At 70.4% G+C, this 21598-nt stretch carries 19 protein-coding genes, 1 rRNA gene and 1 pseudogene; 7 read left to right on the top strand and 14 right to left on the bottom strand.

Annotated elements, in window-relative coordinates; translation table 11 throughout:
* Positions 1 to 29 precede the first annotated feature (29 nt).
* From AAEP80_RS09775 to AAEP80_RS09760, 4 genes are all read right to left on the bottom strand, one after another.
* A 16S ribosomal RNA gene (locus AAEP80_RS09775) occupies positions 30 to 1551 on the bottom strand.
* Positions 1552 to 2264: 713 nt separating this feature from the next.
* Complete coding sequence (rlmN, locus tag AAEP80_RS09770) at positions 2265 to 3497, bottom strand: 23S rRNA (adenine(2503)-C(2))-methyltransferase RlmN (protein WP_420364258.1); 1233 nt, start codon at positions 3495 to 3497, stop codon at positions 2265 to 2267.
* Positions 3498 to 3538: 41 nt separating this feature from the next.
* Positions 3539 to 4468, bottom strand: a complete 930-nt coding sequence (locus tag AAEP80_RS09765) for an NlpC/P60 family protein (protein WP_420364257.1) — start codon at positions 4466 to 4468, stop codon at positions 3539 to 3541.
* 182 nt (positions 4469 to 4650) lie between these two features.
* Entirely contained in the window at positions 4651 to 5391 is a 741-nt protein-coding gene (locus AAEP80_RS09760) for a pyridoxamine 5'-phosphate oxidase family protein (RefSeq protein WP_420364256.1), read from the bottom strand.
* A 22-nt stretch (positions 5392 to 5413) separates the two neighbouring features.
* Between AAEP80_RS09760 and AAEP80_RS09755 the strand changes: the two genes are divergently transcribed.
* Positions 5414 to 6964 (top strand): PLP-dependent aminotransferase family protein, encoded by a 1551-nt coding sequence (locus AAEP80_RS09755; protein ID WP_420364255.1) that lies wholly within the window; start codon positions 5414 to 5416, stop codon positions 6962 to 6964.
* Here AAEP80_RS09755 and AAEP80_RS09750 read toward each other — a convergent pair.
* The 6 genes from AAEP80_RS09750 to AAEP80_RS09725 are packed head-to-tail and all read right to left on the bottom strand — an operon-like array spanning position 6954 to position 13095.
* Positions 6954 to 7868 (bottom strand): phosphogluconate dehydrogenase C-terminal domain-containing protein, encoded by a 915-nt coding sequence (locus AAEP80_RS09750; RefSeq protein ID WP_420364254.1) that lies wholly within the window; start codon positions 7866 to 7868, stop codon positions 6954 to 6956. The genes AAEP80_RS09755 and AAEP80_RS09750 overlap by 11 nt on opposite strands.
* A complete protein-coding gene (locus AAEP80_RS09745; protein ID WP_420364253.1) occupies positions 7865 to 8695 on the bottom strand; it encodes a sugar phosphate isomerase/epimerase family protein in 831 nt (276 codons plus the stop codon). Before AAEP80_RS09745 ends, AAEP80_RS09750 begins: the two co-directional genes overlap by 4 nt.
* The gene (locus AAEP80_RS09740; RefSeq protein ID WP_420364252.1) at positions 8692 to 9480 is read right to left on the bottom strand and encodes a triose-phosphate isomerase family protein; all 789 of its coding nucleotides are present in this window, start codon (positions 9478 to 9480) and stop codon (positions 8692 to 8694) included. The genes AAEP80_RS09745 and AAEP80_RS09740 overlap by 4 nt, the downstream gene beginning before the upstream one ends.
* The gene (locus tag AAEP80_RS09735) at positions 9480 to 9962 is read right to left on the bottom strand and encodes a ribose-5-phosphate isomerase (protein WP_420364251.1); all 483 of its coding nucleotides are present in this window, start codon (positions 9960 to 9962) and stop codon (positions 9480 to 9482) included. The genes AAEP80_RS09740 and AAEP80_RS09735 overlap by 1 nt, the downstream gene beginning before the upstream one ends.
* Positions 9963 to 9991: 29 nt before the next feature.
* Positions 9992 to 11704, bottom strand: coding sequence for a dihydroxyacetone kinase family protein (locus AAEP80_RS09730; protein WP_420364250.1), 1713 nt, complete (start codon positions 11702 to 11704; stop codon positions 9992 to 9994).
* Positions 11701 to 13095: an MFS transporter gene (locus AAEP80_RS09725; RefSeq protein WP_420364249.1), complete on the bottom strand. Its 1395-nt coding sequence runs from the start codon at positions 13093 to 13095 to the stop codon at positions 11701 to 11703. Before AAEP80_RS09725 ends, AAEP80_RS09730 begins: the two co-directional genes overlap by 4 nt.
* Positions 13096 to 13256: 161 nt before the next feature.
* On the opposite strand from AAEP80_RS09725, the gene AAEP80_RS09720 reads away from it, so the two are divergent.
* Positions 13257 to 14003 (top strand): FadR/GntR family transcriptional regulator, encoded by a 747-nt coding sequence (locus AAEP80_RS09720; protein ID WP_420364248.1) that lies wholly within the window; start codon positions 13257 to 13259, stop codon positions 14001 to 14003.
* A 66-nt stretch (positions 14004 to 14069) separates the two neighbouring features.
* The gene (locus AAEP80_RS09715) at positions 14070 to 14750 is read left to right on the top strand and encodes a class I SAM-dependent methyltransferase (protein WP_420364247.1); all 681 of its coding nucleotides are present in this window, start codon (positions 14070 to 14072) and stop codon (positions 14748 to 14750) included.
* An 82-nt stretch (positions 14751 to 14832) separates the two neighbouring features.
* Here AAEP80_RS09715 and AAEP80_RS09710 read toward each other — a convergent pair whose 3' ends face one another.
* From AAEP80_RS09710 to AAEP80_RS09700, 3 genes are read right to left on the bottom strand one after another with little or no spacing between them, the layout of a single operon-like run.
* Positions 14833 to 15498: an SDR family NAD(P)-dependent oxidoreductase gene (locus tag AAEP80_RS09710; protein ID WP_420364246.1), complete on the bottom strand. Its 666-nt coding sequence runs from the start codon at positions 15496 to 15498 to the stop codon at positions 14833 to 14835.
* Entirely contained in the window at positions 15495 to 15887 is a 393-nt protein-coding gene (locus AAEP80_RS09705) for a (R)-mandelonitrile lyase (RefSeq protein ID WP_420364245.1), read from the bottom strand. The genes AAEP80_RS09710 and AAEP80_RS09705 overlap by 4 nt, the downstream gene beginning before the upstream one ends.
* A complete protein-coding gene (locus AAEP80_RS09700) occupies positions 15844 to 16761 on the bottom strand; it encodes a helix-turn-helix domain-containing protein (protein WP_413602307.1) in 918 nt (305 codons plus the stop codon). Before AAEP80_RS09700 ends, AAEP80_RS09705 begins: the two co-directional genes overlap by 44 nt.
* Before the next feature lie 151 nt (positions 16762 to 16912).
* On the opposite strand from AAEP80_RS09700, the gene AAEP80_RS09695 reads away from it, so the two are divergent.
* On the top strand, positions 16913 to 18130 hold the full coding sequence (locus AAEP80_RS09695) for an FAD-dependent monooxygenase (RefSeq protein WP_420364244.1): 1218 nt from the start codon (positions 16913 to 16915) through the stop codon (positions 18128 to 18130).
* 18 nt (positions 18131 to 18148) lie between these two features.
* A complete protein-coding gene (locus tag AAEP80_RS09690) occupies positions 18149 to 18850 on the top strand; it encodes an alpha/beta hydrolase (RefSeq protein WP_420364243.1) in 702 nt (233 codons plus the stop codon).
* 158 nt (positions 18851 to 19008) lie between these two features.
* On the opposite strand, the gene argG is transcribed toward AAEP80_RS09690, so the two are convergent.
* The gene (gene argG / locus AAEP80_RS09685; RefSeq protein WP_420364242.1) at positions 19009 to 20451 is read right to left on the bottom strand and encodes an argininosuccinate synthase; all 1443 of its coding nucleotides are present in this window, start codon (positions 20449 to 20451) and stop codon (positions 19009 to 19011) included.
* A gap of 108 nt (positions 20452 to 20559) precedes the next feature.
* Here argG and cmtR point away from each other — a divergent pair, with 108 nt between their 5' ends.
* Both cmtR and AAEP80_RS09675 read left to right on the top strand, forming a co-directional pair.
* Positions 20560 to 20913: a Cd(II)/Pb(II)-sensing metalloregulatory transcriptional regulator CmtR gene (cmtR, locus tag AAEP80_RS09680; protein WP_420364241.1), complete on the top strand. Its 354-nt coding sequence runs from the start codon at positions 20560 to 20562 to the stop codon at positions 20911 to 20913.
* Positions 20910 to 21590, top strand: a pseudogene (locus AAEP80_RS09675) (cation diffusion facilitator family transporter); the annotation flags it as partial. The gene cmtR and the pseudogene AAEP80_RS09675, both read left to right, overlap by 4 nt.
* Positions 21591 to 21598 lie beyond the last annotated feature (8 nt).

Below are 21598 nucleotides of genomic sequence, written 5' to 3'. Positions count from 1 at the left end.
CATCGCAAGCGATGCCAGATGCTCCTTAGAAAGGAGGTGATCCAGCCGCACCTTCCGGTACGGCTACCTTGTTACGACTTAGTCCTAATCACCGATCCCACCTTCGACGGCTCCTTCCACAAGGGTTAGGCCACCGGCTTCGGGTGTTACCGACTTTCATGACTTGACGGGCGGTGTGTACAAGGCCCGGGAACGTATTCACCGCAGCGTTGCTGATCTGCGATTACTAGCGACTCCGACTTCATGAGGTCGAGTTGCAGACCTCAATCCGAACTGAGACCGGCTTTTTGGGATTCGCTCCACCTTACGGTATCGCAGCCCTTTGTACCGGCCATTGTAGCATGCGTGAAGCCCAAGACATAAGGGGCATGATGATTTGACGTCATCCCCACCTTCCTCCGAGTTGACCCCGGCAGTCTCCTATGAGTCCCCGGCATAACCCGCTGGCAACATAGAACGAGGGTTGCGCTCGTTGCGGGACTTAACCCAACATCTCACGACACGAGCTGACGACAACCATGCACCACCTGTACACCGACCACAAGGGGGCGACCATCTCTGGCCGTTTCCGGTGTATGTCAAGCCTTGGTAAGGTTCTTCGCGTTGCATCGAATTAATCCGCATGCTCCGCCGCTTGTGCGGGCCCCCGTCAATTCCTTTGAGTTTTAGCCTTGCGGCCGTACTCCCCAGGCGGGGCGCTTAATGCGTTAGCTACGACACAGAAACCGTGGAAAGGTCCCTACATCTAGCGCCCAACGTTTACGGCATGGACTACCAGGGTATCTAATCCTGTTCGCTCCCCATGCTTTCGCTCCTCAGCGTCAGTTACGGCCCAGAGATCTGCCTTCGCCATCGGTGTTCCTCCTGATATCTGCGCATTCCACCGCTACACCAGGAATTCCAATCTCCCCTACCGCACTCTAGTCTGCCCGTACCCACTGCAAGCCCGAGGTTGAGCCTCGGGATTTCACAGCAGACGCGACAAACCGCCTACGAGCTCTTTACGCCCAATAATTCCGGACAACGCTTGCACCCTACGTATTACCGCGGCTGCTGGCACGTAGTTAGCCGGTGCTTTTTCTGCAGGTACCGTCACTCTCGCTTCTTCCCTACTAAAAGAGGTTTACAACCCGAAGGCCGTCATCCCTCACGCGGCGTTGCTGCATCAGGCTTTCGCCCATTGTGCAATATTCCCCACTGCTGCCTCCCGTAGGAGTCTGGGCCGTGTCTCAGTCCCAGTGTGGCCGGTCACCCTCTCAGGCCGGCTACCCGTCGTCGCCTTGGTGAGCCATTACCTCACCAACAAGCTGATAGGCCGCGAGTCCATCCCCAACCAAAAAATCTTTCCACCACCAGACCATGCGGCCAGTGATCATATCCAGTATTAGACGTCGTTTCCAACGCTTATCCCAGAGTCAGGGGCAGGTTACTCACGTGTTACTCACCCGTTCGCCACTAATCCACCCAGCAAGCTGGGCATCATCGTTCGACTTGCATGTGTTAAGCACGCCGCCAGCGTTCGTCCTGAGCCAGGATCAAACTCTCCGTAAAAAATTACAGACCCAACACCCGAAAGCGTCAGGCCGAGTTGATCTTGACTGTTGACTGTCTACTGACAATCTTCAATCCAAAAGGAATTGTCTCCGACTCGACCAGCAAAACCGGCCGAGCACGGGGTCAATAAATTGGCATTGACAATGTGCACGCTGTTGAGTTCTCAAGGACCAGACGCACTCCCCGCTCGACCCCGAAAGAGGTTCCGCCAGAGAGGCATTCGTTCTTGTTCCCCGAGCACGCCGAATCTCTTCGGCTTCTACGGGGGGTGGTTGCCAGAGCGGGAACCCGTCCGGACTGCGACTTCCGGGGCTTGCACCCTGGTGTCCGTCTCGGCCGTTCCGTTCTCCGCCTCAGCGGCAACGAGTGATTACTTTACACACGCCCCGGGGGCCCTGCCAACCGTCGCTCCCCCCGGGCGTGTCGCGCGTCCGGGCGCTCATGGCCAGGCGCCGCGATCGGCCCGAGTGCGCAGAAGTGGCGGCCAGTCTGGCCCCGGACGCGCATCGTCTGCGCACTCGATCCCCGCGGCCGACGCGAGCCCGATCGAGAGCGCGGATGGTGCGACGTGCAGGGACTCCGGGTCGCCACGTCTGCGCACTCGATCGGCGCGGCGCGAGGCGGAGTCCCAGCGGGCGACGGCGGAACCCCCGGGACGACGAGGGGCACAGTGCGCGAACGCACTGTGCCCCTCGAGGTGGAACGGCCGACTACTCGGCAGCGGCGAGCTGCCCGCAGGCCCCGTCGATCTCCTTGCCACGGGTGTCGCGGAGGGTCGTCGGGATGCCGGCGGCGTTGAGTCGACGGACGAACTCGTCCTGCACGTGGACCTCCGACGAGGTCCACACCGATCCGGGCGTCGGGTTGAGCGGGATCGGGTTCACGTGCACCCACCCCTTGCCGCGCTTGTTGAGCTTCTCGGCGAGCAGGTCGGCTCGCCAGGCGTGGTCGTTCATGTCCTTGATGAGCGCGTACTCGATCGAGACCCGTCGCCCGGTCTTGACGTAGTAGTTGTGGGCGGCGTCGATGGCCTCGTCGGCCTTCCACCGCGAGTTGACCGGGATGAGCTCGTCACGGAGCTCGTCGTCCGGCGCGTGGAGCGACAGCGCGAAGGTGATCGGGATGTTCTCGTCGGCGAGCTTGTTGATCGCGGGGACGAGCCCGACGGTCGACACCGTGATGCCGCGAGCGCTCATGCCGAGTCCGTGCGGCTGTGGCGCGACCATCGTCCGGACGGCGTCCATCACCCGCTTGTAGTTCGCCAGGGGCTCCCCCATGCCCATGAACACGATGTTCGTCACGCGCTCGGCGTCGACACGGTCCTTGCCGCCCTTGCGCGGATCTCCCCCGAGCTCTCCCGCGGCGATGGCCGCGTTCGCCCGGACGATCTGCTCGATGATCTCGGCGGTCGACATGTTGCGCGTCAGGCCCTGTTGTCCGGTCGCGCAGAAGGGGCAGTTCATCCCGCAGCCGGCCTGGGACGAGACGCAGAGCGTGATGCGCCCCGGGTAGCGCATGAGCACCGACTCGACGAGGGCGCCGTCGTGCAGCTTCCAGAGGAACTTGATGGTGTCGCCCTTGTCCGTCGCGAGGCGCCTCGTCTCGGTGAGGAGCGGCGGGAGCATCCCGGCGACGAGCTGCTCGCGCTGGGCGGCGGGCAGGTCGGTCATCGTCGACGGGTCGGACGAGTAGTGCGTGAAGTAGTGCGTCGACAGCTGCTTGGCCCGGAATTTCGGCAAGCCGAGCTCGACCACCTTGGCCTCGCGTTCCTCCACAGACAGGTCGGCGAGGTGCACCGGCGGCTTGCCGCGCTTCGGCGACGCGAACTGCAGGAGCGGACGGCCCTCCCCGTCGGTGGCCTGGGTCCAGCCCTCGGTGCGCGGACGCACCTGCGGGCGAGCAGAGCGCTGCTCTTCGAACGGGGTTCGGGTGTCGGCGGCCATCACTCCAGCTTACGGGACGCGTGGCGCGGGTCGGCGTCCGGTCAGGAACCGGCGGGCAGCAGGCGGGCGAAGTGGTGCGCGGCGGCGTACATCGGGACGATGTCGACGACCTCGCCGGGGTGCGGCGCCTGCAGCACGAGACCCTCGCCGAGGTACAGGCCCACGTGGTCCTCGTTGTCGTACACGACCATGTCGCCAGGCTTCGCCTCGGACTCCGGGATCGTCGTCGCGGCCGCGTCCTGGGTCGGGACGTAGTGCGCCAGCTGGATGCCGACCGCCTGGTACGCCACCATCGTCAGCCCGGAGCAGTCGATGCCCGAGTGGCTCGCCCCGCCCTCGACGTACGGGTCGCCGAGGTACTGCAGCGCCGTCGACAGGATCGTCGCCCGATCGCCGCCCGCGGAGAGCGCCGTGGACAGTGCGGCCTGCGCCTGCGCCGTGGTCACGCCGAAGCGCGTCACGAGGGTCGGGTACGAGACGACGGTCGTGGTCGTCGCACTCATGCCGTCGGTCGTGGTGATCGGCACCTGGACGTCGTGCGCCACGGTGTAGTTCTGGAGCGGCTCGGCGGCGGACACGGTCTGCGCCGCGGTGACGTCCGGCGTCGCGGCGTTCGCCGGCATCGACAGGGTCAGCGCCGAGGTGAACGCGAGCGCCGGCGCGAGCAGGATCGCGGCACGCTTGGCGTTCGTCGCACGACGCACGTGCCGGGGATCGAGTGCACGTTCCGCGCGGAGCGCGCCGGAGCGGGACACGAAGGCGGCGCCGGCCGGCTGGGCCACGGCGATGGGCCGTCCCGAGGACGCCTGCCGGAGTGCGATCACCTTGGCGGGCTTCGCGTGTTCGACGTAGGTGGAACGGGCCGCGACGGGACCGGAGGCCGATCGTCGACCGCGGGCACGGGAGGTGGGAAGAGCAGGCGGCGCGGGCTGACGGTCGTCGGCTGCTGCGGGCAGGGCGTGGCGTCCCATGGTTCCTTCCGGGTCTCGAGCCGTCGAGCGGTGGTGCACGGGCACGGTCGCAGCGGTGCGATCGCGCCGTCGGGAACGGCGACTCGGGAAGATAACGTATTGGTCACGAACCTGATCCCGGCTGGGGAAGACCGGCGAGTCCCTGCGGGCCGTCACAGGAACCGCCCGGTCTCGCAGGTTCCTCAGGCGACCGGCTCGTCGACCGTCGGCCGCATGACGGCGGCGAGGCGGGCCTCCCGGTCGGCCGCGACGTCGTCGAGGCGCGCCGCCAGCCCGAGGACCGACGCGTCGACCGGTGCGTCCCCCGAGATGTCCCCCGCGATCGGGGCTCCCGCGCGCAGCGCGACCGGCAGGACGCCCGCCCAGACGCCGTGGTCCTCGCTGTCCGTGGGGTCCTCGCCGACGCCGGCGAACCGGATCTTGACGCTCGCGTGGTCGAGCGGGACCTGCAGGACCTGGGTCTGCCTGACCTCCTTGGCGGCCATCTCGCGCACCTCGTCACGGCGGCCGGGCATCAGGTGGTCGCTGACCTGCCACAGTGCCTCGGCGCGGAGTTCGGTGGGCACCACGGTCGCGCGGCCGGCGATCATCGCGCTCCGGTAGTTCGCCGAGCTGTCGAAGGTCGAGCGGGCGAAGACGATGCCGTCGAGGTGCGTCACCGTCGCGGCGACCGGCACACCATCGGCGCCGGCGTCGAGGAACAGGCCGCCCCCGGTCGACCCGTGCAGCAGCAGGACGGGCCCTGCGCCGAGGTCGCCGACGCCGCAGAGGAACGGCAGCACGATCGGGTGGCCGTCGCGGACCAGGCCCACGTGGGCGACGAACGCCTCGGCGAGGACCTCGCGGAGGGCTTCGGGATCGGTGGCCTGGCGGTCGCGCTTCCGGCGGACGGACATCGAGGGAACGGCGGGGGTGCTGGTCATGGCGATCACGCTAGGTTCGGGAGTGGACCAGTCAGTAGTCCAGATCGGATCGAGTGCGATGGACCAGTTCGGGAAGACCGCCGGCGTCGTCGCCCGGGTGCGCGGCATGGTGCATGACGGGACGCTCCGCGCCGGGGACGCCCTGCCCTCGACGCGAGTGCTCGCTGCCGAGCTCGGGGTCGCCCGCGGAACGGTGGTCGCGGCGTACGAGCAGCTCGACGGCGAGGGGTACATCCGGACCAGGCACGGGGCGGCGGCGCGGGTCGTCGCGTCGGTGGACCCGGCCCCGGGCGCGGGCACGAACCCGTCCGCGGACGGGGGCGCGCGGGCGATCGGGGCTGTGCGGGCCGCCGGGGCTGCGCGGGCCGCCGGGGCTGCGCGGGCCGCCGGGGCGGCGCGGGCTCCGGAGGCCGGCGTCGTCGACGCACGCCCCGGGATCCCTGCCGTCACCGCGATCTCCGCGCGGGACTGGCGCGCCGCCTGGCGTGCGGCGGCGGACCAGCCACTCCGGAACACCATGTCCGACCCGCTCGGCCTGCCGGCACTCCGGGAGCAGATCGCCGTGCAGCTCGGGCTGAGCCGCGGGTTCGCCCCCGACCCGTCGCGGGTGGTCGTCGCCGCCGGGACCTCCGACGCGGTGTCGCTCGTGACCGAGGCACTCCGCAACGCGCTCGGCCGCCCACCGCGCGTCGCCGTCGAGGACCCCGGCTACCGCTCCGGCCACCGTGCGGTCGCGAGTGCGGGCGGGATCGTCGTGCCGGTTCCCGTCGGGCCGGACGGCATCTCGCTGTCACACCTGGCCGACACGGCCGTGGACGCCGTCATGGTCACGCCCACCCACCAGTACCCGCTCGGCTCGGTGATGCCGGTCGCGGGCCGGCAGCGTCTGCTCGCCTGGGCCGCCGACACGGGAACGCTCGTCGTCGAGGACGACTACGACTCCGAGTTCCGGCACCGCGGGCAGCCCGTCCCGGCCCTCGCCGCGCTCGACGCGTCGGTCCTGCACGTCGGTGGGTTCTCGAAGACCTTCGACCCGCGGCTGCGCTGCGCGTACGTCGTGCTGCCCGACCACGACCGGGCAGCAGACGCCGTGGTCACCGAAGCCGTCGTCGCGGCACGCGTCGCGCGTGGTGCGGTCGTCGCGGAGCCCGTGCAGGCGGCGGTCGCGCACCTGCTCAGGACCGGCGCGTTCCGCCGACACCTGGGGCGGGTGCGGCGCGACTACGCGCACCGACGGGAGCTGATCGCGGCGCGGCTGGCCGGTGCGTCCGGCACGACCGGACTGGAGGCTCGGGCCCTGAACGGCGGGCTGCACGCGGTGGTCTCGTGGCCGGGTCACCCCGCCGCCGCCGACGTCGTCGCCCGGCTGGCGTCGCGCGGGGTCCTCGTGGCGGAGCTCGCGGACTACGAGGTGACGCAGGGGTCGGCCGGCAACGGGGTCGTGCTCGGGTACGGCGCGGTGGCGCTCCCGGCCCTCGAGCACGCCGTCGACGCGTTGCTCGAGGAACTGGGGGCCGGCCGGCCGCGCCGCCGCGGTCAGCGGACGGCGCCAGCGGACGGCGTCAGCGCTTGACGGCGTCGATCTTGAGCATCTTCGCGATGACGCTGTCGAGCTCGCTGTCGTCGAAGACCTGCTTCCAGTCCTCCTTGATGAGCTTGTCGCGGCCGTAGCCCATCGCGATGTGGCAGGCGTCCGAGAACGGGTTCGAGCCGCGGAGCCCGTTCGTCAGCGCGATCCAGGTGTGGCCGTAGAGCATCGCGCGAGCGGCCTCACGGGGAACCCCGACACCGGTGACGGTCTCCTCCAGGGCGTCGTTGAGGAAGTCGCCGATCATGCAGGCGATCGTCTCGACGAGGGTCGGCTCCAGGACGGCGAGCTGCTTGACGGTGACCCAGTGCACCTGGATGACGGGCGCGTACATGGTCGAGATGACGGCTTCGGCGACGGCCTTGGCGACGTCGCCCTCGTCACCGAGGGACTCCGACGCGTCGAACGCAGCGATGACCTCCTGCGGGGCGGCGATGCCACCGAAGGTGTCGTCCCACTCCTCCTTGGTGGTGCGCTCGAGGAACACCGACGGGTGGCACGGGTGCGCGACGGCGTAGTGGATGTCCTCGCGCTTCGCGAGCAGCCCGGCGTACGCGGCGGCGGGGTCGAGCGTCAGGATCGTCGCTCCGGGCCGCATGACCGGCACGAGCTGCTCCGAGATCGTGCCGAGCAGGACGTCCGGGACGGCGAGGACGACCACGTCGGCGGCCTTCGCGGCGTCGAGGCTGTCGGTGATCGATCGGCCGAGGGCCTCGATGCGCTCCTGACCCGCAGGCGAGGCCTCGCTGTAGAGCGTCGTGTACTCGCTCTTCGCGAAGTTGTTCGAGACGCGGGTGCCCATCTTGCCGCCGGCACCGATCACGGCGACGGTGACGTCGGCGGTGCCGGAACCTGCTGCGATGGTGTGGCTGATGGCGGTGTCGGTCATGATTCCTTGCTCCTGGTGTACTCGATGGTGTGTTCGGTCCACGCCGCCTCGACGCGCGTGGTGGTCTGTGCCGGATCGCCGTCTGCGCCCACGGTGGCGTCCTGCCACGGGAGCCAGAACTCGATGACCCGGTTGATGTCCCGGCCGTGCGGGTCGATCGCGTCCCGGACGGCCACGTGGTCGATGCGTCCGGTGCCGATCGGGACGCCGGTGTACTGGAACCCGACCCATCCCGGCGAGCGGGTGAAGTCGGCGTCCTTGACGTGCCAGTTCCGGGTGTGCGGGGCGCACGCGGCGACGACGTCGGACGGGTGTTCCAGGTTCGCGACGGTGTTCGCGGGGTCCAGGCAGATCCCGAGGGACGGGGACGCGACCGCTGTGACGACGGCGACGAGGTCCGCGGTCGGCACGACCTCGTACGTCTCGAGGGCGAGCGTCACGCCAGCGGCTTCGTACGCGGGCAGCGCCGCACGCAGCCGGCGTTCGGTCTCGTCGCCGGACGGCAGGTCGTCGCCGGAACTCCACATCGAGCGGACGAGCGTCGCGCCGAGCGCCACCGCGATGTGCAGGTACCGCGCGAGGTGGTCCGGCGCGGTCCCCCTGGTCCCCACCTCGAGCACGAGCCCGAGCTCCCCGGCGAGCGAGCGGATGGCAGCCAGACGCTCGTCCGACGCGGTGTCGAGCGGCAGGTGGTCGCAGATCTGGAAGAGGTCGACCCCGTGCGCCGCCGCGTCCCGCATCGCGTCGTCGAGCGACATCGGCGACGGCACACGGTCGGACATCCGCCAGAAGTAGGCGTAGGTGGAGAGCCCGAGCAGCGACGTCATGCGGTCACCGCCAGGGCCTGCGCTTCGTCCAGGATCGTCCTGATCGCCTCGGGGTCGTGCGCGAAGCGGCCGAGGAACAGTCCTCCGATGCCGCCCCGCCCCCGGGTGAGCAGGCCGGGTCCGGCGCTCCCGCCGTAGATCACGACGCTCCCGGCCAGTTCCGGCCGGGTCGCGAGGTGCGCCTCGATGCCCTCGAGCACCTCGACGATGTGGTCGTCCGGCGCCGGCTGCGGCGCGCCGATGGCCCAGACCGGCTCGTACGCCGCGATCACCGGGCCGGCGATGCCGTCGGCGACGGCCGTCGAGACGAACCGGTCGAGCTGCGCCGTCACGTCCGAGATCGCTTCCGGACGGGAGGCTCGGGTCGCCTCTCCAACGCAGATCAGGGGACGCAGGTGGTTGCGGAAGGCAGCGTGGACCTTCCCGGCGACGTCGTCGTCCGTCTCGTGGAACAGGCTGCGACGCTCCGCGTGCGCGATCTCCACGAGGTCGACGCCGATCTCCGCGAGCTCACGCCCGGAGACCTCGCCGGTGAACGCGCCCTCGTCCGCCCACGCCAGGTCCTGGGCACCGAGGAGCACCGGGGTGCCCTCGAGGACCGACCGGACCGGGACGAGAGACGGGAACGTGGGGATCACGAACAGGTCGACGGCGCCGCTCGTGACGGCGGGGTGCTCGCGGGCGATGTCGGCCACGGTGGACGCCCACTCGAGCGTCCGGGCGTGGCCGAAGTACATCTTCAGTGACACCCCGATCGTGAGTCGGGGCGTTGCCGTGGCCGTCATCAGGCGTCCGTGCCGACCGGAGCCGAGCCGTCGTACGAACAGATCGCGGCGACCTTCTCGGCGCTGGCGGAGGTCTGGTCGAACTCGTAGCCGAGCCACTCCTTCGCCATCCGGCGGGCGACCTCGACTCCGACGACGCGCTGCCCCATGCAGAGCACCTGCGCGTCGTTCGACAGGATCGACCGCTCGACCGAGAACGAGTCGTGCGCGGTCACGGCACGGATCCCGGGGACCTTGTTCGCCGCGATCGCCACACCGAGCCCGGTGCCGCAGATCAGGATCGCCCGGTCGGCGTCGCCGTTCGCGACCATGCGGGCCGCGTCGACGGCGACGTGCGGGTAGGCGGTGTGCCCGTCCGCGTCGACGCCCACGTCGACGACCGACGCGACGCGCGAGTCCTTCGCCAGGTCGGCCTTGATGATCTCCTTGTAGTCGAACCCGGCGTCGTCGGAACCGACGACCAGACGGAACTGCGTGCTCATGGTGATGCCTTTCAGGGGGTGCGTGCGGGTCAGGCCGGGACGGAGATCGTCGACAGGACCGCTGCGGTGATGAGGGCGAACGAGATCGCGCCGGCGTCGGGTGTGCCGACGGCGTCCTCACCGTGGGTGCGCGCCCGGCCCATGCGGGGCAGGAGGGACGCGGTCGCGTCGGCAGCGCTGGTGGCGGCCGCTGATGCCTCGGACCAGGCGGTGGTCAGGTCGTCGCCGGCGGTGATGCGGGTGGTGAGGACGTCGTCGAAGGGGACGAGGGCGTCGACCATGGTCTTGTCGCCCACGACCGCGCCGAAGGCGAGGACCGCGTCGGTGGCTGCGTACACCGCGCGCTGGACGGTCGCCGCTGTCGGACGTTCCTCGTCCCCGATGACGCGACCCAGAGCCTCCAGTGCGGCACCCCAGATCGCGCCGGACGTGCCACCGGCCTTGTCCGACCACGCGTCTCCCGCGATCGTGAGGACCGTGCCGGCGCCTGCGCCGCGTTCGGCGGCGTCGCGTGCTGCCGCGTCGGCGGCGGTGGAGCCGCGCTGCATGCCGATGCCGTGGTCGCCGTCACCGGCGACCGCGTCGATCCGACCCAGCTCGTCGGCGTGGCGGTCGATGGTCGCGCGGATCGCGGTGATCGCTTCGGCGACGACGCGGGCGGACTCCTGGGATTCGGGGGTGCCGGGGGTGACCTGGACCTGCGCACCGGCGGTGAGGACGTCTTCGGGGAGACGCTCCTGCGCGACCGCAGCGCCCTTCCGGAACGCGGGCGCGTTCGCGGGTGCTGCCCAGAGCTGCTCGAGTTCCGCGTCCGGCCAGAACAGCGTCAGCGACACCCCGGCCATGTCGAACGACGTGACGAGCTCCCCGACCTCGGGCTCCACGATCGTGATGCCCGCATCGGTGAGGCGCTGCTGCACAGCGTTGAACACCACGAACAGCTCCTCGTACTTCACGCTGCCGAGGCCGTTGAGGATCGGGACGACCCGGTCTCCGGCGCCCTCCGGACGCTCCTGGAGGAGCCGGTCGGTGAGGAGTTCCGCGAGGCCGTCGGCGGTGGGGACGTCGGCTTCGTCGATGCCCCGTTCACCGTGGATCCCCATCCCGATCGCCATCCGCCCCTCCGGCACGGTGAAGAGCGGTTCGTCCGCGCCCGGCAGGGAGCAGCCGGAGAACGCGACGCCGAAGGACCGGGTGCGCTCGTTCGCACGGGTGGCGACGGCGGTGACCTCGTCCAGGGACTTGCCTTGCTCGGCGGCGGCACCGGCGACCTTGAACACGCACAGGTCCCCCGCGATCCCCCGCCGCTTGTGCGTCTCGCCCGCCGGCGCCGACGCGACGTCGTCGGTGACGCGCACCGTGCGGACCTCGATCCCCGCCTCGGTCAGTGCCCGGGCGGCGGCGTCGAAGTTGAGGACGTCGCCGGCGTAGTTGCCGTAACTCAGCAACACGCCGCCGCCGTGCTGGCTTGCGCGGGCGACCGCGGCGACCTGCTGCGCGCTCGGGCTGGCGAACAGGTTGCCCATCGCCGCACCGGCGGCGAGCCCGTGGCCGACGAGCCCGCCGAACGCCGGGTAGTGGCCCGACCCGCCGCCGATCACGAGGGCGACCGTGCCGTCGGTGGACGCAGTGGACCGGGCGACACCACCGTGCACCTTCCGCACCCACGCCCGGTTCGCCGCGACGAACCCGTCCACCATCTCGTCCGCGAAGTCCGCCGGGTCGTTGAACAGCCGGGTCATGCGCCTGCCTCCGTGGTGACCGCGCGCTCGGCGTCGGTCGTCGTCGGTGCGGAGCCGGCATCGCCGGTGCCGCGGTGCTGTCGGGACACGATCACCATGAGCACGCTCGACAGGATCATGAAGAAGCCGACGATGAACATCGGGATCTGGTACCCGCCGGTCCACTCGCTGACCGCGCCCGTGATGTACGGCGCCGCGAACCCACCGAGGTTGCCGACGGTGTTGATGAGCGCGACACCGGCGGCCGCTGCGGCACCGGACAGGAACTGCGTCGGCACCGTCCAGAAGTTCGGCAGCGCGGCGAAGATCGAGCACGCGGTGATCGCGATGACCGCGACGGTGGCCGCCGGGGAGTTCATGTAGAGCGCCACCGGGATGCTGACGCCGCCGACGAGCGCCGGCAGCGCGATGTGCCAGACCTTCACGCCGCGGCGGAAGGCGTCACGCGACCAGAAGTACAGGACGACCGCGGCGGGCACGTACGGGATGGCCGTGATGAGCCCCTTCTGGAACAGGTCGAACGACGTGCCGAACTGCTCCTGGAAGCCGTCGATGATCGTCGGCAGGAAGAAGCTCAGCGCGTAGAGCCCGTAGATGAAGCCGAAGTAGACGAACGCCAGCATCCAGACGCGGCCGTTGCCGAACGCGGCGCGCAGACCACCCTTGCCGTGGCCGTCGTTCTTTCCCTGGGCGTCCTTGGCGAGCGCGGTCTCCAGCCAGACCTTCTCGTCCTCGTCGAGCCACTTGGCCTGGGACGGCTTGTCCTTGAGGACGAAGAGGCACAGGATGCCGACGATGATCGCGGGGATCGAGACGCAGAGGAACATGAAGCGCCAGCCCGCGAGTCCGCCGAGCAGTCCCTCGTGGGTCATCAGCCAACCGGCGAGCGGGGAGCCGATGACGCTCGTCAGCGGCTGCGCGAGGTAGAACAGCGCAAGCATCTTGCCGCGGTGGCGTGCGGGTACCCACGTCGACAGGAACAGGATCGCGCCGGGGAAGAACCCGGCCTCGGCGATGCCGAGCAGGAAGCGCAGGCCGACGAGCTGCGGGTAGTTCTGCACCCACGTGAACAGCAGCGAGACGACGCCCCACGTGATCATGATGCGGGCGAGCCAGATCCGCGCGCCGAACTTGTGCAGGGCCAGGTTGGACGGCACCTCGAGCACGAGGTAGCCGATGAAGAACACACCGGAGGCGAAACCGAACTGCGCGGCGGTCAGACCGAGGTCCGCCTCCATGCCGTTCGGCGCCGCGAAGGAGATCGCGGTGCGGTCGAGGAAGTTGATGAAGAACATCAGCGCCACGAACGGCACGATGCGGATGGAGATCTTGCGGATGGTCGTCTTCTCGACGACGGAGGTGGGGATACCTCGCGTGGCGGGGATGTCCACGATGACTCCTGCTCGATGGGGTGGTCGAGCTCGTCCGGCACGGCTGCGTGTGCGGGTTCCGGAACGAGTTCGGGGCGCTTCGGCGCGCCCAGGACAGTGTGCATCGCACCCTTCGTATTTGTCAACCGGTTGACCAGTTGACCGAACGGTACGATCTCCCCATGCCCGCGTTCAGCGAGAACGACCCGCTCAACATGCGACTCGAGCTCGAGTCCGTGCCGACGGGTTCACCCGCCTCGGAGGTCGCCCGTCAGCTCGTCTCGTTGCTGACCGCCGGCGACCTCGCCCCCGGGTCGCGCCTGCCGTCCGAGCGCGTCCTCGCCGAGCGGCTCGGGGTCGGTCGTTCGGCCGTCCGTGAGGCGCTCGCGGCACTCGAGATCCTCGGCATCGTGCAGATCCGGCCGGGTTCGGGCACGTACCTGCGCGGTGGCACGTCGGACCTCCTCCCCACGACGCTGTCCTGGGGCCTGATGCTCGCGTCCAACCGGACGCGGGAACTCCTCGAGATCCGCTCGTCGCTCGAACGGACGGCGGCGATCCTCGCCGTGCAGCGCGCGACGGACGAGGAACTCGACGCACTCGGCGCGACCCTCGACCAGCAGGACGCGGCGCTCGACGATCCGACCGCCTTCATCGAGGCCGACGTCCGCTTCCACATCCTGCTCGCCCGGGCCGGTGGCAACGACGTGCTCGCCGACCTGTTGCAGAGCCTCCGTTCGATGCTCAGCGTGTGGGTCGGTCGCCGGGTGACCACGCGTGAGGCGACCGAGGCCGCGTACCGCGAGCACCGTGCGGTCTTCGACGCGATGCGTTCGCGCGACGTCGCGGCGACCCAGCGTGCGATGGACGAGCACATGGCAACGGCGAGCGCCCGCATCGAGCACGCCGACCCGGTCCCCACGGAGTAGCACCGGTCCTTGCTGATCCGGCAACGGGGCTTGCCCGACGAGCGCGGCGTGTGGCTGGATTGCACGATGCACGAGCATCACGACATCTCCGCAGACGCGTCTCCCGACCCGGCGACGTACTGGGAAGCCCGCTACGCCGACCAGGACCGCATGTGGTCCGGCCGGGTGAACGCGGTGCTCGCCGACACGGTGGAACGGCACGTCTCGCCGCGGAGCGGACGGGATCCGCGGGACCTGCGTGCGCTCGACCTCGGGTGCGGGGAAGGCGGCGACGTCCTCTGGCTCGCGGCGCGGGGGTGGGCGGCGACCGGCGTCGACCTGTCGGGCACAGCGACCGACCGCGGACGCACTGCGGCGGAGGCTGCCGGGCTCGAGGACCGTACGACCTTCGTCGCCGCGGACCTCGCCGTCTGGGACACCGATGAGCGCTTCGACCTCGTCACGGCGTCCTTCCTGCAGTCCTGGCCGGTCGAGATCCCCCGCGACGCGATCCTGCACCGGGCCACCCGCTTCGTCGCACCCGGTGGGCACCTGCTCGTCACCGCGCACGCCGCGCCTCCTAGCGGCGTCTCCGAGGAGTTCCACGGCCACCGCTTCCCGAGGCCGTCGGACGACCTGGACGCCCTTGCGCTCGCGCCCGACGAGTGGGACGTCGTCGCTGCGGAGATCCGGCCGCGATCGGTGCAGCGCGACGACGGGACCGTGCACGAGCTCCTCGACAGCGTGGTGCTCGTCCGGCGGCGATGACGACGGCAGCGGCGGCACAGCCGCCGGCGGCGGGGACGACGACAGCGACGGCAGCGCCGCCGCCGTCGTCGGCACCGTCGACTCAGTCGGGCATGGCCTCCGCGTAGACACGGAAGTCGCCGCGCTCGACGTGCATCGACCAGAGGCGCTCGGCGACGGACTCCCCCGAGTGCGACGGATCTCCGTCGTCGATCCCGAACGGGATGATCACCTGGCCGACGTGGATGCCCTCGTCGGCGAGGGCGTTGTGCAGGAGCTGCGCGTAGGCGCTCTCCCCCGCGAACGCCACGGACGTCCCGGTCACCCGGGGCCCGGGCCGGACCGCGCTCCCGCCGTTGACGAACAGCATCGTGCCGCGGCCGAGCGCCCGCATCCCGGGGATGACCTGGTGGGCCGCGGTGACGGGGCCGTAGATCGAGAACTCCACTGGGCCGACGAGGTCGTCGGCGACGGTCTCGAGGACCGGGCGCATGAACTCCTTCGCCGGCAGCGGGCTGTACTGCAGGACCTCGATCAGGCCGAGGTCCTCGCTCGCACGGACGAGCGCGGTGCGGAGGGCGCCCTGGTCGCGGACGTCCGCCGTGTAGCCGCCTGCGGTGATCCCCTCGCCGCCGAGGGTCTCGACGAGTGCGTCGACGCGCTGCTGGTTGCGGGCGATCATCGCGACGGAGAAGCCCTCGCGTCCGAATCGCCGGGCGACGGCCATGCCGAGGCCCTTTCCTGCTCCGATGATGGCGATGGTGCTCACGGGCGGTGGTACTCCTCGTCGCTGACGTGCTCGAGCCAGGTCGCGGGGTCGTCCGCGAGGTCGAGCATCGCGAGGTGCTCCATGGAGTCGTCCGGCGTCGCGCCGTGCCAGTGTTCCTCGCCGGCGGGCGTGTACACCGTCTGCCCGGGGAGGACCTCGATGACGCCGCCGTCACGCGTGCCCATCAGGGCGACACCCTCGGTGACGTGGAGCGTCTGCCCCTTGGCGTGCGAGTGCCACGCGGTGTGGGCACCCGGCATGAAGCGGACCTTGGCGACGGTCATCGTCTGGCCCGACTCCTTCGGCCCGGCGATCGGGTCGAGGTAGACGTCGCCCACGAACTGCTCAGGCGGGTTCTTGGTCGTGGGCTGCTTTGGATCGATCTGCATGGCGCTCCTTCTGTCGTGCTTCGTCTTCCTGCGTCGCCACCCAGCTCGCGAGCAACCGGAGGGAGTCCTCGGTCGGCGAGCCGGGCTCGGCCGAGTACACGAGGAAGTTCAGTCCGGGGTCGCCCATCGGCTCCATGGCCTCGTAGACGAGGTCGAGATCGCCGACGACCGGGTGGTGGAAGTGCTTGCTGCCGTTCGCGTGGTGCCGGACGTCGTGGGCACCCCAGCGGGTCCGGAACTCGTCGCTCCGCGTGGACAGCTCGCCGATGAGGTCCTGCAGTGCCCGGTCGTCGGGGTTCCGGCCGGCCTCGGTGCGGAGGATCCCGACGTTGATGTCCGCGGCCGTCGTCCAGCTCGGGTAGAACCGCTCGGCGAGATCGCGGTGCAGGAACGTGAACCGGGCGAGGTTCACCGGACGCTCGGGCTGCGCGTACATGTCCCAGTACAGGCCGCGGAACAGCTGGTTCTCCGCGATGACGTCCATCCGACCGTTCCGGACGAACGCGGGACCGGCGGTGAAGCCGTCGAGCGCCCACTGCATGCTCGTGCGCACCGACTGCGCAGGCTGGCGTCGACGGCGCCGCACCGGGGACGCGTTGGCTGCTCGTGCGAGGTCGAAGAGGTGCTCCCGCTCCGCGTCGTCGAGCAGCAGCGCATCGGCGAGGGACGCGAGCACGACGTCGGACACCCCGGAGAGGTCCCCGCGCTCGAGACGCGCGTAGTACTCGACGCTCATGCCCGCGAGCATCGCGACCTCGGTCCGCCGGAGACCGGGCACCCGACGGCCGGGACCCCCGGGGAGCTCGACCTGCTCGGGGGTCACCCGTGCACGACGGGAGGTCAGGAACTCCTTGACGTCGTCCTTGTTCGACATGCCCACCACGGTACGAGCCGCAGCCCGGACGTGGAACGCCCTGGTGGTACACCCCAAGCCCGGCGGCGTGCAGGCTCGCTCCGGTTGAATCGGAGAGCCCGACCGGCCCACCAGCCCGACCGGCCCACCCCACCCTGCGAGAAGGAGCACCATGACCCGCAGACGCGTCCTCATCTCCGGCGCGAGCATCGCCGGTCCCGCCCTGGCGTACTGGCTGCACCGGTACGGGTACGAGACGATCGTCGTCGAGCGCGCACCAGCGCTCCGCACCGGCGGGCAGAACGTCGACGTGCGGGGTGCCGGCCGCGAGGTCACGCGCCGGATGGGCATCGAGGACGACATCCGTCGCGCAACGACCGGCGAGGTCGGCACCCGCTTCATCGGACCGAGCGGCCGCGTCATCGCAGAGTTCCCCGCCGGCACGACGGACTCCGGCGGCGCGACCGCCGAACTCGAGGTCCTGCGCGGCGACCTCGCCGCGCTCCTCGTCGCGCAGACCACCGCCGACACCGAGTACCGCTACGGCGACCGCATCACCGCGATCCACGACGACGAGGGCGCGGACGCCGTCCGCGTGGAGTTCGAGTACGCACCGTCCGAGCACTTCGACCTGGTGGTGGCGGCCGACGGGATCGGGTCGTCCACGCGGCGACTCGTCTTCGGCAAGGAGCCGACGATCCGGTCCCTCGGCCTCGAGACCACGTACGCGACGATCCCCCGCACGGCCGCCGACGACGACTGGTGGCGGTGGTACAGCGCTCCGGGCGGACGGTCCGTCACCCTGCGCCCCGACGCGCACGGCACGATCCGTGCGGCGATGTCGTTCCTCACCGACCGCACGCGCGAGCAGGCCGGTGCCGAGCTCCGGGACGTCGACGCCCAGCGCGCCCGCCTCCGCGAGCGCTTCGCCGACGCCGGGTGGGAGGCGCAGCGGGTCCTCGACGGGTTCGACGTCGCCGACGACCTGTACTCCGAGTCCATCGGCCAGGTCCGGGCTCCCCGGTGGACGTCCGGCCGCGTCGCACTCGTGGGCGACGCCGCGTACTGTGCCTCACCGATCAGCGGGATGGGCACGAGTCTCGCGATCACCGGGGCGTACGTCCTGGCCGGGGAGCTCGCCGCGCACGTCGACCACCGGGACGCCTTCCGCGGGTACGAGCGGATCATGCGGCCGTACGTCGACCAGGCACAGCAGCTCCCGCCGGGCACACCACGCGTCGCCAACCCGAGGTCGCGTGCCGGCGTCGCGCTGTTCGGGCTCGCCGTCCGCGCGGGGTCGACGCCCCTCGTCGGCAAGGTCGCCGGGCGACTGTTCACCCCGCCTGCCGACCGCATCGACCTGCCCGACTACGCCCACCTGGAGCGCTGAGGTCGTAGCGTCGACACCATGGAACTCCTCTTCGTGCACGGCGCCCTGGTCCGCGACGGTGCCTGGTGGTGGCAGCCGACCGCCGACATGCTGTCCGAACGGACCGGGATCCGCAGTCGGGCCGTCGAACTCCCGTCGTGCGGTGAGACCACGTCCGGCCGCCCCGCCGGTGGCCTCGTCGCCGATGCCGCCGCACTCCGCGCAGCACTCGACGAGGTGGACGAGGCGATCGTCGTCGGGCACTCCTACGGCGGCACCGTCATCGCGGAGGCCGGACCCCACCCGGCCGTCCGGCACCTGCTGTACGTGTCGTCGTACCTGCCCGACGTCGGGCAGGCGCAGGGCGCGATCATGGCCGACGAACCGGACCCCGTGTCGATCGGCGACGCAGGGGACGGCACCCTCGCTGTCGCGGGCTACGACGCCGCCTCGTTCGGCGCGCGGTTCCTGCAGGACGCCGACGAGTCCGTGCAGCGCGCCGCCTGGGAGCGCGTGACCACCCAGACCGCCGCCGCGTTCGTCACCCCGACGAGCGCTGCTGGCTGGCAGGGCGTCGATTCCACGTACCTGGTGTGCACCGACGACCGCAGCACCACCGTCGCGCTCCAGCGCTCGCACGCGGCACGCGCGACACGTGCCGTCGACGTCCCGACCGGGCACCACCCGTTCGTCACCCGACCCGACATCGTCGCCGACGTGGTGGAGTCGGTGCTGTCCTGACGCCGGGGTCGCACCCCAGTGTGGACAACGCGCCCGCTCACGACGGGGCGCGGCGTGCATGACGGGGTGCGATGCGGCCCGGGTCGCCACCCATGACGGACTGGAGGCTCGGTGCCATCTGGCACCGAGCCTCCAGTCCGTCTGTGGCTTGGTTCCGATCAGTCGGTGCCGGCGTCGAAGGCCGCGCCTTCGGACGCCGCGTCCGTCGCGCGGCCGAGCGCGTCGTCCGCGTCGGAGGTCACGACGGCGCCACCGAGGATCTCCTCGGACTCGCCGGCTTCGAGCTCGCCGACGAGCTCACCCGTCGCCCCGCCGATGAGGCCGGCGGCCGCGTACTGCTCGAGGCGCGCACGCGAGTCCGCGATGTCGAGGTTCCGCATCGTGAGCTGCCCGATGCGGTCGTCCGGGCCGAACGCGGCGTCGCCGACACGCTCCATCGAGAGCTTGTCGGGGTGGTACGACAGCGCCGGGCCGGTGGTGTCGAGGATCGTGTAGTCGTCGCCGCGACGGAGACGCAGGGTGACCTCACCGGTGACGGCGGAGGCGACCCAGCGCTGCAGCGACTCGCGGAGCATGAGCGACTGCGGGTCGAGCCAGCGGCCCTCGTACATCAGGCGGCCGAGGCGGCGGCCCTCGTTGTGGTACGACGCGACGGTGTCCTCGTTGTGGATCGCGTTGAGCAGGCGCTCGTAGGCGATGTGGAGCAGCGCCATGCCGGGGGCCTCGTAGATGCCGCGGCTCTTCGCCTCGATGATGCGGTTCTCGATCTGGTCGGACGCGCCGAGGCCGTGGCGGCCACCGATGGCGTTCGCTTCGTAGACGAGTGCGACGGCGTCGGCGAACTCGACCCCGTTGATCGCGACGGGCCGACCGGCCTCGAAGCGGACGGAGACGACCTCGGTCGCGACCTCGACGTCGTCACGCCAGGCGGCGACACCCATGATCGGCTCGACGATGTCCAGGCCGCTGGAGAGCTCTTCGAGGCTCTTGGCCTCGTGCGTGGCGCCCCAGATGTTGGCGTCCGTGGAGTACGCCTTCTCGGTGGAGTCACGGTACGGGAAGCCCCGCGCGACGAGCCACTCGCTCATCTCCTTGCGGCCGCCGAGCTCCTCGACGAACTCGGAGTCGAGCCACGGCTTGTAGACGCGCAGACGCGGGTTCGCCATCAGGCCGTAGCGGTAGAACCGCTCGATGTCGTTGCCCTTGTAGGTGGAGCCGTCGCCCCAGATGTCGACGCCGTCTTCCTTCATCGCGCGGACGAGCATCGTGCCCGTCACGGCACGACCGAGCGGCGTCGTGTTGAAGTACGTCTTGCCGCCGGAGCGGATGTGGAAGGCGCCGGTCTGCAGGGCGACGAGGCCTTCTTCGACGAGGGCGCTCTTCGCGTCGACGAGCCGCGCGATCTCCGCGCCGTACTCGTGGGCACGACCGGGCACGGCGTCGATGTCCGGCTCGTCGTACTGGCCGATGTCGGCCGTGTACGTGCAGGGCACCGCGCCCTTCTCGCGCATCCAGGCAACGGCACAGGAGGTGTCGAGACCTCCGGAGAACGCGATGCCGACTCGTTCGCCGACGGGGAGACTGCTCAGGACCTTGGACACGCTGACAATCGTAGGGGACGGGGCACGATGCCCGGCCGTCCGGGTGGACGGTTGTGGAGAACCCGCGGCACGGTCGCGTCTGGTCAGCGCTCACTGTATGGTCACTAAGTGCTGACCACTGCGCCGCGGCTCGACGTGCTGAACCGACTCGGGCGGGCCCTCGCCGACCCGACCCGGTCCCGCATCCTGCTCCGACTCCTCGACGGCCCCGGATACCCCGCTCGCCTGGCCGAGGAGCTGGGGCTGACCCGCACGAACGTCTCGAACCATCTCGCCTGCCTGCGCGGGTGCGGGATCGTCGTCGTCGCGCCGGAGGGGCGGAGCACCCGGTACGACATCGCGGACCCGCACCTCACACGCGCGCTCGAGTCCCTCGTCGACGTCGTCCTCGCCGTCGACGACGGCACGGGCTGCACCGACGCCGACTGCGACGTCCCGCTCTGCTGCGGGCCCGGCGCATGACGGCCGCCGCGCCGTTCCGCACGCCTGCGTCCGCCGCGCGTCGGCTGGTGCTGCAGCGGCGAGTCCGGTTCATCGTCGCCGCGACGATCACCTACAACGTCATCGAGGCAGTCGTCGCCATCGGCGCCGGCACCGTCGCGTCCTCGACCGCCCTCATCGGGTTCGGTCTCGACTCCGTCGTCGAGGTGCTCTCCGCCGGCGCCGTGGCGTGGCAGTTCGCCGGCCGCGACCCCGAAGCACGGGAACGCGCCGCGCTGAAGCTCATCGCGGTGTCGTTCTTCGGCCTCGCGCTGTACGTCACCGTCGACGCGGGCCTGACACTCACCGGCGTCCGCGAACCGGAGCACAGCACCGTCGGCATCGTCCTCGCGGCGATCAGCCTCGCCGTCATGCCGTTCCTCAGCCTGCTCGAGCGGCGGACCGGCACCGAGCTCGGTTCGGCCTCCGCGATCGCCGACTCGAAGCAGACCCTGGTGTGCAGCTACCTCTCCGCCGCGGTCCTCGTCGGACTGCTGCTGAACACCCTGTTCGGCTGGACCTGGGCGGACCCGGTGGCGGGACTCGTCGTCGTCGTCTTCGCCGTCCGCGAGGGACTCGAGGCGTGGCGTGGCGACGCGTGCAAGCAGCCGGTGTCGGCGCTGACCGGCGAGCGACCAGCCGACACGTGCGACTGCTGCTCGCTCTT

The sequence above is a fragment of the Curtobacterium sp. L3-7 genome (genome assembly GCF_048756585.1).
Lineage (GTDB): Bacteria > Actinomycetota > Actinomycetes > Actinomycetales > Microbacteriaceae > Curtobacterium.
The sequence above is the reverse complement of the archived record's forward strand: the minus strand, read 5'-3'. Positions and strand labels throughout refer to the sequence as shown.